14 protein-coding genes are annotated in these 11,866 nt (G+C 74.4%); 6 read left to right on the top strand and 8 right to left on the bottom strand.

Annotation, left to right across the window (positions count from 1 at the left end; translation table 11 throughout):
* Positions 1-92 precede the first annotated feature (92 nt).
* Entirely contained in the window at positions 93-545 is a 453-nt protein-coding gene (locus tag BJ983_RS13080; protein WP_179794181.1) for a hypothetical protein, read from the top strand.
* Here BJ983_RS13080 and BJ983_RS13075 read toward each other — a convergent pair.
* Complete coding sequence (locus BJ983_RS13075; RefSeq protein ID WP_179794180.1) at positions 500-1,708, bottom strand: alpha-amylase family glycosyl hydrolase; 1,209 nt, start codon at positions 1,706-1,708, stop codon at positions 500-502. The two genes, BJ983_RS13080 and BJ983_RS13075, sit on opposite strands and share 46 nt — an antisense overlap.
* Before the next feature lie 119 nt (positions 1,709-1,827).
* Between BJ983_RS13075 and BJ983_RS13070 the strand changes: the two genes are divergently transcribed.
* The gene (locus BJ983_RS13070) at positions 1,828-1,995 is read left to right on the top strand and encodes an alpha/beta hydrolase family protein (RefSeq protein WP_179794179.1); all 168 of its coding nucleotides are present in this window, start codon (positions 1,828-1,830) and stop codon (positions 1,993-1,995) included.
* Positions 1,996-2,001: 6 nt separating this feature from the next.
* Here the strand turns inward: BJ983_RS13070 and BJ983_RS13065 are convergent, their stop codons facing one another.
* Positions 2,002-2,412 carry a hypothetical protein gene (locus tag BJ983_RS13065; protein ID WP_179794178.1) on the bottom strand — a complete coding sequence of 137 codons (411 nt, stop codon included), beginning with the start codon at positions 2,410-2,412 and terminating at the stop codon, positions 2,002-2,004.
* A 48-nt stretch (positions 2,413-2,460) separates the two neighbouring features.
* Positions 2,461-2,958 carry an SCO family protein gene (locus BJ983_RS13060; protein WP_179794177.1) on the bottom strand — a complete coding sequence of 166 codons (498 nt, stop codon included), beginning with the start codon at positions 2,956-2,958 and terminating at the stop codon, positions 2,461-2,463.
* A gap of 17 nt (positions 2,959-2,975) precedes the next feature.
* Here BJ983_RS13060 and BJ983_RS30180 point away from each other — a divergent pair, with 17 nt between their 5' ends.
* Both BJ983_RS30180 and BJ983_RS13050 read left to right on the top strand, forming a co-directional pair.
* Entirely contained in the window at positions 2,976-3,182 is a 207-nt protein-coding gene (locus tag BJ983_RS30180) for a hypothetical protein (protein WP_218890258.1), read from the top strand.
* A gap of 94 nt (positions 3,183-3,276) precedes the next feature.
* Positions 3,277-3,759, top strand: a complete 483-nt coding sequence (locus tag BJ983_RS13050) for an ATP-binding protein (protein WP_218890257.1) — start codon at positions 3,277-3,279, stop codon at positions 3,757-3,759.
* A 103-nt stretch (positions 3,760-3,862) separates the two neighbouring features.
* On the opposite strand, the gene BJ983_RS13045 is transcribed toward BJ983_RS13050, so the two are convergent.
* Positions 3,863-4,651 (bottom strand): amino acid kinase family protein, encoded by a 789-nt coding sequence (locus BJ983_RS13045; RefSeq protein WP_179794174.1) that lies wholly within the window; start codon positions 4,649-4,651, stop codon positions 3,863-3,865.
* An 11-nt stretch (positions 4,652-4,662) separates the two neighbouring features.
* Positions 4,663-5,475 carry an amino acid kinase family protein gene (locus BJ983_RS13040; protein WP_179794173.1) on the bottom strand — a complete coding sequence of 271 codons (813 nt, stop codon included), beginning with the start codon at positions 5,473-5,475 and terminating at the stop codon, positions 4,663-4,665.
* Positions 5,476-6,071: 596 nt separating this feature from the next.
* Here BJ983_RS13040 and BJ983_RS13035 point away from each other — a divergent pair.
* Positions 6,072-7,310 carry a hypothetical protein gene (locus tag BJ983_RS13035; RefSeq protein WP_179794172.1) on the top strand — a complete coding sequence of 413 codons (1,239 nt, stop codon included), beginning with the start codon at positions 6,072-6,074 and terminating at the stop codon, positions 7,308-7,310.
* Between the two features lie 38 nt (positions 7,311-7,348).
* On the opposite strand, the gene BJ983_RS13030 is transcribed toward BJ983_RS13035, so the two are convergent.
* A complete protein-coding gene (locus BJ983_RS13030; RefSeq protein WP_179794171.1) occupies positions 7,349-8,077 on the bottom strand; it encodes a DUF4118 domain-containing protein in 729 nt (242 codons plus the stop codon).
* 127 nt (positions 8,078-8,204) lie between these two features.
* On the opposite strand from BJ983_RS13030, the gene BJ983_RS13025 reads away from it, so the two are divergent.
* Positions 8,205-9,794 (top strand): Na+/H+ antiporter, encoded by a 1,590-nt coding sequence (locus tag BJ983_RS13025; protein ID WP_179794170.1) that lies wholly within the window; start codon positions 8,205-8,207, stop codon positions 9,792-9,794.
* A gap of 12 nt (positions 9,795-9,806) precedes the next feature.
* Here the strand turns inward: BJ983_RS13025 and BJ983_RS13020 are convergent, their stop codons facing one another.
* A complete protein-coding gene (locus BJ983_RS13020; RefSeq protein ID WP_179794169.1) occupies positions 9,807-10,913 on the bottom strand; it encodes a mandelate racemase/muconate lactonizing enzyme family protein in 1,107 nt (368 codons plus the stop codon).
* A complete protein-coding gene (locus tag BJ983_RS13015) occupies positions 10,914-11,858 on the bottom strand; it encodes a 2Fe-2S iron-sulfur cluster-binding protein (protein ID WP_179794168.1) in 945 nt (314 codons plus the stop codon).
* Positions 11,859-11,866: the final 8 nt, after the last annotated feature.

Genomic DNA, 11,866 nt, shown 5'->3' with positions numbered 1-11,866 from the left:
CCGACACGGGGCGCAGAAGGTTCGCTCCTCGATCCGGCGGGGGGAGGCCCCGTGGACGGCGTCTCCGTTCCCCGATCTCCGTGAGGTGCCCCATGGCGGTCCGGCTCGACGTCGACTCGACCGGGTTCACGGTGCGGCTGTCCGGGCTCGACGTCGTCGCGGGTGGTCGGCGGGAGCTGTTCGTGCCCTACGAGCGGGTCCTCGGTGCGCGGGTCATGACGCGGACGGACGCCCTCGCCTCGAGTCCCCGCCTCGCCGCCCCCGCCCTGTGGTGGCCGCGCCGGCTGCGGGTCGGCTGCTGGGGCGTCGGTGAGCGCCGCCAGTTCTGGGGCGTGCACGACGGCGCGCACCTCGTGGTCGTCTACCTGAGCGGTCGGCCCTTCCACCGGGTGGTGCTCGACGTCGACGAGCCCCACCTGACCCACCGCCGGATCGACGCGGCGCTGCTCCACAGCAAGCAGCTCGGCGCCCGACGGTCGATCCGGGACCGTGCCGCCCGTCAGGCCTCGAGCCGCCAGTCCGGCGCGCGGTGGTCGTCGCCGTAGTCGAGGGTGACCGTCAGGGCGTGGTCGTCGAGGTGGCTGCGATAGGTGAGCCGCTCGTGGTCGACGTGGACGATCTCCACGTGGGCCCGGTGGAGCCAGTCGTGCCGGCGGCGCAGGCCGATCAGCTCCTGGTGGTGGTGCAGGACGTCGAGGTCGGCGCCCGGGGGCGGGTCCTCGGCCAACTCCGGGCGCACGGCGTCGTCCCCGCCGAAGCGGTCCTCCTTGATCCCGGTCAGCCCGAACTCGTCGCCGGCGTAGACCGTGGGCGTGCCGGCGACGGTGAACAGCACCGCGAGCGCCAGCGGCAGCGTGCGGCGGTCGGTGAGACGGCTGGCGAGGCGGGTGACGTCGTGATTGCCGACGAACGTCGCGGGGACCTCGGCGGCGAGGAAGCCCTCGTGGCGGCGCAGGGCGTGGGCCAGCTCGTGCGGGTTGCGGTCGTTGAGGCTCGACCAGACCGCCTTCCACAGCTCGTACTGCGTGAGCGAGTCGATCGTCGTCGCCCGGGCGATCTCCGCGTGGTCGCCGTGGAGGACCTCGCCCAGGAACCAGGCGTCAGGGTGGCGTTCGCGGACCCGGGGGAGGACCTCCGCCCAGAAGTCGGCCGGGACGGCGTACGCGGCGTCGAGCCGCCAGCCGTCGACGCCGTGGTCGAGCCAGTGGCCCATGACCTCGACGACGTGGTCGCGGACCTCGGCACGCCCGTGGTCCAGGGCGAGTAGACCGGGGTGGCCCTCGAAGGTCGCGAGCCCGCCGTCGTCGTCGTGGCGGAACCAGCGCGCGTCCGGACCCGCCGGGTCGGCACGGACGGCGAGCACCCGCGGGTGCTCCGGCCCGACGTGCGAGAACACGCCGTCGAGCACGATCCGCAGGCCGCGGTCGTGCGCCTCGGCGATCAGCGCGTCGAGGTCCCCGGTGTCGCCGAGCCGGGGGTCGACGCGGAGGTGGTCGGTCGTGTCGTAGCCGTGGGTCGACGACGCGAAGACGGGCCCGAGCAGGACGCCGTTGGTGCCGAGGCGTTGCACGTGGTCCAGCCACCCGACGAGGCGCCGCAGCCGGTGCTCGTCGGGGCCGGGCGGCTCGTCGGCGGGGTACGCGCCCACGGCCCCCAGCGGGTAGACGTGCCAGAAGATCGCGTGGTGGACCCAGCCCGGCTCGCTCATCGCGGGGATGGTCCCACCCGGCCCGGCCGGCACCTCGGCCAGCTCGACGTCGGGGGGCGTGGACCTCGTCGGCGCGTAGCGTCGCGGGGCGGACGACGACGTGCGGAGGAGGCAGACCGGTGGTGCGCTACGCCGAGGCGCTCCGCGCGGCCGGGGTGCCGGTGCGGTTCACCGAGTACGTCGGCATGCCGCACGGCTACCTGAGCCTGCCCACCGTCTGCCGTTCGGCGCCACAGGCGCTGCACGAGGTGAGCACCGAACTCCGCCACCGGCCGGCTACGCCCTGAGAGGACTCACCGCGCGGAGGTGACCTGGAACCGCCAGTCCGCGAGGGCGGCGACCCGGTGCGGGGCCGCCTCGCGCAGGTAGCGCTCGTCGTCGAGGAACGCCTGGAGGCTGGGCAGGTCCGGGTAGCGCATCAGGGCCACGAGGTCCCACCGCTCGTCGTCGGGACCGACGAGGAGGTCGTGCGCGTCGCCCAGGTACACGGGCGAGGCACCCCCGAACGTCGGGGCGATCGCCCGGAAGGCCGGCACGTAGCGCTCCAGGTAGGCGGTCCGGCCCGAGCACGGCTCGTGCGACGAGTCCGGGCCGTAGTCCGCCTGCTCCCGGAAGCGCACCAGGTTGAGCATCGTCACGGGCTCGCCGGTCGGGACGCCGTCGATGGCGTGGAGCCGGCGCGGGTCGAGGTGGGTGTACGGCATCGGGCGCGCTCCTTCGAGGTCGATGCCGCCATCCAACCAACTTGCGTGTCAGCGAGCAAGTAGGTGCACCTCGAGGTCGGCCGTGATCGCCGACGCCTCGGAGGTGTCCGGCCAGTGCCGGGCGAGGCGGCCGTCGGGGTCCACGAGGTAGGTGATCGCCGTGTGCGGGACGGCGTAGCCGTCCGGGTCCTCCGGGTCGGCCCGCCGCCGGGCGAACACCCGGAAGGCCGCCTTCGCGGCCTCGACCTGCTCCGGGGTGCCGGTCAGGCCGGTGAAGCGCGGGTAGGACGTCGTCAGGAAGGCCTTCATGACGTCGGGGGTATCGCGGTCGGGATCGACGGTCACGTAGAGGGGCCGGACGCGCCGGGCGTCGTCCCCGAGGCCGTCGAGGGCCGCGGTCAGCTTGGTCAGGGCGCGGGGGCAGACGACGCGGCAGGACGTGAAGCCGAACTGCACGAGCAGCCAGGAGCCGCCGTAGGACCCGGCGTCGACGGGGGCGCCGTCCTGGTCGACGAGGTCGAAGGCGATGGCGGTGGGCGCGCTCACGGCGCGAGCTCGAGGTCGTGGGCGGGCCCGGCGGGGACGTCGACGGTGATGGTGCCCCGGCCCGTCGTCGGAAGCTCCTGTCCGTCGAGGAGCAGGCGGGCGCCGTCGGGCACGCGGTCGATCACCACGCCGGCGTCGTCCCCGACGCGGCGCAGCCGGGCGTGCAGGACGCCCGGAACCGCGCCCAGGTGATCACCAACGCCCGCGGTCGGGGCCTCCTCTAGGACGAGTCCTGCGCCACCCCGGACGTGACGACCGCCGGAGAACGGTGTGAACAGCCGATTGCGGGTAGCCACGGACCATGGCGGAGTGCACGGCATGGACCGGCGGGAGCGTGTGAGCGCCGCCGACGACGCGCCGAGCACCGAGGGTCCGGCCTGCGTGTGCTGGCCCGACCCCGGTCAGGCGGGGTGGAACGGCGTGCAGGAGCGGCACGACGCGGTCCCGGACACCGTGCGCGCGTTCCGCCGCCGGGTGCGGGCGTGGCTCGACGGCGGCGAGATCGACGAGGAGATCGCGGAGTCGATCCTGCTGGTCGTCGACGAGGCGGTGACGAACGCCGTGGAGCACGCCTGCCCGGACTGGGACTGCGCCGTGCGACTCGTGGCCGGCCCCCGCGCCTGTGGCGGCGGGGTCTCCGTGCTCGTCTCCGACAACGGGGTGTGGAAGCCGCGCGGCGACCCCGGCTTCCGGGGACGCGGGATCGACCTCATCGGGCGCCTCGCCCAGCGCAGCTCGATCGAGGCCGGTGAGCAGGGCACGACCGTCCGGATGTGCTGGCCGGTCACCTCCGAGGGCTGATCCACGGCCCGCGCGGGAGTGCGGCGATGTGCGTCACGGGTGACGCACTCCGCCGCAGTTCCCGACGACGGGTCCGCCGCGCGGACCCGTCGTCGGGAAGAGATCAGGCGTGGACGGTGACGCCCGCCGGCTCGCCCGCCATCGCGCTGCCGATCTGGCCCGGGGTGGTGCCGTCGACGACGCGCACCTCCCGCACGTGCTTGGCGTGCTCGAGCAGTTCGCCGACGATGCGGTCGAGCGGCAGGTCGGCGTCGGTGGTCCGCAGTTCCTTGGCCGCGACCCGGTCCGCCCCGGCGAAGCGGGACAGCGCGTCCGCGTCGCGGACGTAGGTGACCGAGCGCGCGCCGAGGGCGTCGGCGAGCAGCAGCGAACCCGCGTCGGCGCGGTGGCGCGGCAGCTTGGTCTGCTGCGAGGTGAACTCGTGCACGCCGTAGGGCGGGTAGCCGTTCGAGACGACGGCGGGGGCGGCGGCCAGGTGCACCGAGAGCTGACCGGCGACCGCGCCGTGCGGCAGGTACGAGACGCCCTCGCTCGCGAGGAGCGCCGCGACCAGGTGGCCGTTCTGCTCGGCCTCCGTGGCGGCGAGCCCGGCGAGCGCGCCGGTCGGCAGGCCGAGGTCGAGCCCGACGCCGAGCACGTGACGGGCGCGGACGCCGGCCCCGGTGAGGATCAGCATCCGGCGGGACCCGAGCAGCGAGCGGATCTCGTCGATGACCGGGAGCAGCGTGTCGCGGCCGCCGTCGATGATCGTGGAGCCACCGAGCACGACGACGTCGAGCCAGGGCAGCAGCCGGACCGGGCCGTGCTCGACCCCGGTGGCGGAGCGGACGAGCTCGCGGTCGAGCAGGGTCTGGCGCATCAGCGCCGAGGGGACGTCCTTGGTGTCGCTCATGGTGGTCTCCGCTACGCCGAGATGATGGTGCCGACGTGCTCGCCGGCGAGGGCGGCGGTGATCCGGCCGGGCACGAGCCCGTTGATCACCTGGACGGACCGCACGCGGCGCGCGTCGCGCAGCAGCTCGAGCATGCCGCGCTCCAGCACGAGGTCGGGCAGGTCGCGGGCGAGCAGCTCGTCGACGGTGATCTCGGGGATGAAGGTGGCCGAGGAGTCGTTCTTCGGGTTGGCCGTGAACAGGCCGTCCTCGTCCTTGATGTAGATCATCTGCTTGCAGCCGTAGGTCTCGGCGACCAGGAAGCAGCCGGCGTCGGTGCGGTAGGGCGGGATCACGCCCTCGCCGGGCACGCGCTGCCACATGCCGTAGGGGGGCATGCCGGCGAAGATCGCGGCGCCGACCTCGGCGACCTGCAGGGGGAGCGAGGCGAAGGCGTTCGGCGCGACGACCGGGATGCCGTGGCGGGCCAGCAGGTAGCCCAGCATCGTGGCGTTCTGGCCGGCGACCGCGGAGCCGACGTCGCTCAGCACACCGGTCGGGAGGCCGAGCTCGGCGGCGAGGGAGTAGGCGTGCCGGGCGCGCGTGCCGCCGCCGGTGCCGATGAGCAGCTGGTGCTGCCCCCGGGCCGCCAGCAGCTCCTCGACGACGGGGAGCACCGCGTCGGCGCCCCGGTCCATCAGGCTCTGGCCGCCCACCTTCACCACGGTGGCCTCGGGCAGCACGGCGTGGTCGGGGGCGTCGACGCTCGCCGCGGCCAGCGCGGCGTCGTCGTACGAGCGGGTCCGGAGCAGCGACGCCAGGTCACTGCTGGTCGGGGCGGTCACGACGGTTCCTCTCCGCCCCCGTGATCGTCGAGGGCGGGCGCGAATCTAGCGGCGTACAACCGAGCATCGCCACAGCTCGCTGACCAGCACCGACGCCCGTCTGCGGTCGGGGTTCGTCCGGTCGGCCGCAGGATCGGTCGGCTCCCGTACGTGGCTCCGCGTCGACGGGACCGAGGTCCGACCGGGTGATCTCGGTGACACGGTCCCGACGACGGGTCCGCCGGGCGGACCCGTCGTCGGGAAGGCCGATCAGCGCAGGTAGCTGCTCGGGGCGTAGATCGACGTGTGCTCGAGGTAGTTGTTGATCTTTCCGGCCCGAGCTCACGAGCGATCCCGGAGTCCTTCATCCCGGCGAAGGGGCCCCGAGGTCGATGTCGTAGCGGTTGACGCCGATCGTCCCGGTGCGGACGTGACCGGCCGGGCCGGACCGGGACGACGACGAGGCGCTGCTCCCGGACATCCCGTCGTCCCGGAGCGACCACCCGGGCGGACCTAGGGGTTTTACCCAGGTTGCTGCCGCGGCGTGCCAGTTAGCGTCCGCCGCGGTTCACCCGTACAGAGGCAGGGACGTGGTTGTGGTCGTGGGTCATGGGTCCGTGCTGGCAGCCGTGTTGGCGGGCGCGCTGACGGTCGGTGGGGCGGCGCTCGTCGCGCCGGCGGCGACGGCGGCGTTGCCGTCGAACTGCGCACAGGCGGGGAGCACGGTCACGTGTACCTACGGTCCCGGGACCTACACCGTCACGCCGCCCGCCGGCGTGCAGACCGTCCAGGTGACCCTCGCGGGCGGTGGGGGCGGCAACGGCGGCGCCCAGTCCGTACCGAGCGGCAACGGCCCGGGCGCTCGGGACATCACCCCGGGCGGGACCGGAGGGCGCGGGGCGGTGATCACCGGGGCGCTGTCGGTCACCGGATCCCCCTTGGCTCTGTCGGTGGGGGCCCGGGGCGGCGACGGCCAGAACGGCGTCGAGGGCTCTGGCGCTGCCCCGACGCCGGGCACCGGCGGGACCGGGGAGGGCCGCGGAGGTGCCGGGTCGACCGCCGATGCGCCGACGCGGGTCGGACAGGTGCAGGGAAGCGGGGGTGGGGGCGGAGGCGGGACCGCGCTCTCGTCGGGTTCGTCGCTGCTCGCGCTCGCCGGCGCCGGTGGCGGTGCGCCGTCGGGCGATCGAGGTTCGAGCCCCGCGGGAGGCGACGCCGGCCAACCCGGACCGGGGGACCGGTTCGGGGTGGGGGGCGGCGCGGTCGGAGCCGGCGACGGCCGCGACGGCGGCGACGGTCAGTTCACCCCGAACCCGAAAATCATCGACAACGCGTCCGGCGGTGGGGGCGGCGGCCTCGCCGGCGGCGGCGGTGGCTCCATCAATCCGAGCAACGGCAGCGGCGGCGGAGGTGCCGGCGGCACGAGCTCGGCACTGCCCGGAGGGACGTCGAGCCTCGCGGCCGGCAACACGGCAGGCAGCGCGACCATCTCCTACACCGCGCCGGTCGCGGGGGCCGTGACGGTGAGGGGCGGCGGCACCCTCACCACCATCGACGGGCAGCGGTTCTCGATCTCGGTCGACGCCCGGGCCACCGCCGCCGGGCAGCCGTCCGGCAAGTTCGCGCTCGCCGGCGGCGGCGCCGACACCACCGCGAGCTCCCGCACCGTCACCCAGGTCACCAGGACCGCGACGGGCAGCACCGTCTCCGGCACCGCGGTCACCAGCCGCGGCCAGGTCGTGCCGTTCACGATGACCGTGGTCGACCGGGCCGGCGGGAGGGACCAGGTCAGCGTGCAGATCGGCGGGAGCACCGTCACCGGGACGCTCACCACCGGCGACATCGCCACCGGCTGACCGCTCCGCCCCGCGGACACGGGCGCCCGTACCCGTCGTCAGGACGAGGTTCGGCGCGCCGCGGGCAGCTGCTCGGCCAGGGTCACGGCGACGAGCAGCTGCTCGGGCTCCGGACGCCGGACCTCGGTACTCGCCGTCAGGAGGAAGCACCCGGCGTCGTGCCCGGCGGCCAGTTCGATCACGTCCATCCCCGGCAGGCCCTCGCGGCGGACGTCCACGGCGTGACCGTTCTGCGAGATCGAGCCGTCGCGGTGCAGGACGGGGCGGTCCGGCGTCGCGCCGGGCACCGCGAACGGGTCGTACCGGCACGCGTCGAGGTCGAGCACCTCACTGATCATGCGGGTGATCGTGTCGGCCACCAACGGCGAGCCCTCCGCGGCGAGGCGCGTCGCGCGGGCGACGCCGTCCAGGTAGTCGGCCCGCTGTCCCGACGTGACCTGCTGCCGCCGTCCCCACGACGCGATCTCGCTGACCGCGACGCCGATCGTGAGCAGCAGGACCGCGGTCTCGACGTCCTCCCGCCCGACGATCGCGAAGCTGTCGACCGGGGCGGTGAGGAAGAAGTCGAATGCCGCGGCCGAGGCGAGGGCGGCGAGGACACCGGCGAGCCGGTCCCCGAGGGCCGCCGCCGCGACCACGACCAGGACGAGCACCAGCGTCGCGTCGGTGTTGGCGAGGACGTCGTGCAGCAGCCCCGCGATCCAGGCGACGACGAACGGCGCCACCACCGCGGCCACCCTGGTGGTCGTGCGTCCCCGCTCCGTCATCGGAGCAGCGTGGCGCGGCGGGCCGGGATCGGCGCCGGACCTTGACGCCTCGTTGACGGCGACGCGGGAGACCTTGACGGGTCGGTTCCTGCGGACGGTCCGCCCGGTTCGGTGTGAAGATGGCGTGATGTACGACATCACGGGCCTCGCGGTGCTCGTGTTCTGCGGAGTCGCGGTGGTCGTGGCGGAGATGCTCGCGAAGCGCACCGGCTTCAACGGGCCCGTCCTGCTCATCGTCGGCGGCGTGGGGCTCGGGTTCGTGCCGTTCACCTCGGAGATCCGGGTGCCGCCTGAGCTCGTGGTGCTGCTGTTCCTGCCGGCGCTGCTGTACTGGGAGGCGCTGACGACCTCGCTGCGGTCGATCCGCAACGACCTGCGGACCCTCGTGCTGTCCTCGGTCTTCCTCGTCGTGGCGACCGCGGCCGCGGTGGCGGCGACCGCGCACCTCGTGCTCGGGCTGAGCTGGCCGGTCGGGTTCGTCCTCGGGGCGATCCTCGCGCCGACGGACGCGACCGCGGTGACCGCCGTCGCGCGCGGTCTCCCGCGGCGGCCGCTGACGATGCTGCGGGCCGAGAGCCTGGTCAACGACGGGACCGCGCTCGTGCTCTTCGGGGTGGCCGTCGGCGTGGCGACCAAGACCGAGGCGTTCGAGGCGCTCCCGGTGCTCGGCGACTTCGCGGTGTCCTACCTCGGCGGGATCGCGATCGGGCTCGTCCTGGCCTGGGTCGCGACGCGGGTCCGGCGCGCCGCGCGGGACCCGTTGCTCGAGAGCGTCATCAGCGTGCTGACCCCGTTCGTCGCCTTCCTGCTCGCCGAGGAGATCCATGCCTCCGGGGTGCTCGCGGTGGTGGTCTGCGGGCTCGCCCTCGGGAGGGTCGGGCCACGGACGATCGGCGCGCGCACCCGGGTCCAGGCGCACGCGTTCTGGCGGATCACGACCTTCCTGCTCAACGCGACGCTCTTCCTCCTCGTCGGGTTGGAGCTCCCGGCCGCGGTGTCCGGGCTGTCGTCGCGCACGCTCGGGTTCGGGGTGCTCGCGGCGGTGCTCGTCTCGGTCGCGGTGATCCTCACCCGCCTCGCGTGGCTGAACGTGGTGCCCTACGTGATCCGGCTGGTCGACCGGCGCGCGAGCCAGCGGGCCCGGCGGATGTCGACGCGGGAACGGCTGCCGCTCGCGTGGTCCGGGTTCCGCGGGGCCGTCTCGCTCGCGATCGCCCTCGCCGTGCCGCTCACCACCGCCGACGGGTCGCCCTTCCCGGACCGCGACCTGCTCCTCGTCATCACCTGCGGGGTCATCCTCGTGACGCTCGTCGTGCAGGGACTGACCCTCCCCGCCGTCGTCCGCGTCGCGCGCTACGGCCCCGACACCGCCGCCGAGGAGGAGATGGCCCTGGCCCACACCCGCACCCTCGACGGGGCCCTCGCGGTCCTCCCGCGCGCCGCCGCCGACCACGGCGCACCCGACGCCCTCGTCGACAGGCTCCGGGCCGAGCACGAGGACCGCCGGGCCCGCCAGGGCGCGGTCCTCGACGACGAGCGCCGGCGACGCGACGACGACGTCGAGACGGCGGTGCGGCTCGCGCTGGTCCGCGAACGACGCCGGGTGCTCGTCGCGCTGCGCGACGACGGGGACATCGACGACGAGGTGGTGCTCCGGGTGCAGGCCGAGCTCGACAACGAGGAGCTCGGCCTGACGGGGGCACCGGGACCCGAGTGACCGGGGCCGGGCTCAGCCGCCGTAGGTCGCGAGCGGGGTCAGCGACGCCGGATCGGGCGTCACCCCGAGGCCCGGCCCCTGCGGCACGGCGAGGTGCCCGTCCTGCACCACGACGGGTCGCTGCGGGTCGTGGTGCCCCTCGATGTAGTCCTGTGCGATCCAGACGCCCTCGAGCAGGTGCGGCTCGACGGTCGCGGCGAGGTGCAGGCACGCGGCGGCGACGACCGAGCCTCCCCAGGCGTCGTCGACGGTGTGGGGGACCGAGCGCAGGGCGCAGAGGTCGCGCGCCTGCGCCGCCCGCGTCGGGCCGCCCAGCCGCGTCACCTTGAACGAGAACGCGTCGGCGAGGCCCTCCGTGACCGCGCGGAGCACGGTGTCGACGTCCTCGGTGTTCTCGTCCAGCGCGACCGGGTGCGTCAGCCGCCCGCGCAGCAGCGCCATCTCCCCGAGCGTGTTGCACGGCTGCTCGAGGACGAACGGGACGTCGGCGGTGAGCCGGTCGAACTGCAGGGCGTGGGCCGCGGTCATCGCGCGGTTCGCGTCGACGGCGAGCCGGGCCCGGTACCCGACCGCCTCCCACACGCGGTGCACGGTCTCGACGTCCTGCTCGAGGTCCCGTCCGCCGATCTTCACCTGCACCCGGGGGTAGCCCGCCGCGACGGCCGCCGCCGCGCTGCGGGCGCTGTCCTCGGGGGTCCCGACGATCACCGAGTAGTAGGAGGGCACGCGGTCGACGAGTGCGCCTCCGAGCAGCGTCGAGACCGGGACGCCGAGTTCCTGCCCGAGGAGGTCGAGGACGGCGGCGTCGAGGGCGGCCTTGGCGTAGCCGTGGCCCGCGAGCAGCTCGTCCATCCGCTGCGCGAGACGCCGGGGTGAGTCGATCTCCGTCCCGACGAGGCCGGGGGCGATCTGCTCGAGTGCGGCGCGGGCGCCGAGGGCGTGGTGGGGCTGGTACACCGGCCCGAGCGGGCAGGTCTCGCCCCACCCGTGCCGGCCGTCGGCGGTGACGACCTCGACCAGCGTGCTGTCGAGCTCGTGCACCGTCGTGTGGGACATGCGGTAGGGCTCGCCGACGACCGGGAGCAGGGCCTGGTGGACGTGGATGCGCTCGATCTTCATCTAGAGGTCCAGCCGCAGCGTCGTGCAGCCGCGCTCGGCGCGGGACACGCAGATCATCAGGCAGGTGTTCTCCGCCTGTTCGGCCTCGTCGAGCACGGAGTCCCGGTGTTCGGCGCGGCCGGTGAGGATCGGGGTCTCGCAGCTGCCGCAGGTGCCCTCGCGGCAGGAGAAGTCGACGGGCAGACCGAGCTCCTCCGCGACGGCGAGGACGGTGCTCTCGGCCGGGACGGTCGCGGTGAGCCCGGAGGTCGCGAACTCGACCTGGAAGGCCTCGTCGGGACCTTCGACCTCGATCACCTTCGGCGTGAACCGCTCGAGGTGCAGGGCGGCCCGGTGCGGGACGGTCGCCTCGACCGCGGCGAGCATCGCCTCGGGCCCGCAGGCGTAGACGGCGGTGCGCGGGTCGAGATCGCCGAGGACGGCCGCGAGCGGGAGCAGCCCCTGCTCGTCCTGCGGGACGACGGTGACGCGCTCGCCGTACACGGCGAGCTCGTCGAGGAAGGCCATCGAGGACCGGGTGCGCCCGCCGTAGACCAACGACCAGCGGGCGCCGACGGCCCGGGCGTGGGCGATCATGGCGAGGATCGGGGTGATCCCGATGCCGCCGGCGACGAACAGGTAGTCCGTGGCCGGGGCCAGCTCGAAGTGGTTGCGGGGCGCGGAGACCTCGACGAGGTCGCCCACGTCGAGCTTGGTGCAGACGAACTCGGACCCGCCGCGGCCCGCGGGTTCGCGCAGGACGCCGAGGCGCCACGCCGCGCGGTCGGCCGGGTCCGAGGACAGCGAGTACTGGCGGACGACGTGGGCGTCGTCGCCGAGGTCGACGGTCAGGTCCACGTGCGCCCCCGCCGTCCAGACGGGCAGGTCGTGGCCCTCGGGGTCGGCCAGGGTCAGCGAGACGACGCCGTCGGCCTCGTCGCGGCGGTCACGGACGATCAGTTCCACGGGAACCT

Origin of the sequence: Actinomycetospora corticicola, from assembly GCF_013409505.1 — a bacterium.
GTDB classification, from domain to species: domain Bacteria; phylum Actinomycetota; class Actinomycetes; order Mycobacteriales; family Pseudonocardiaceae; genus Actinomycetospora; species Actinomycetospora corticicola.
Note: the sequence above shows the minus strand (reverse complement) of the source record. Positions and strands in the feature narration are given on the sequence as shown.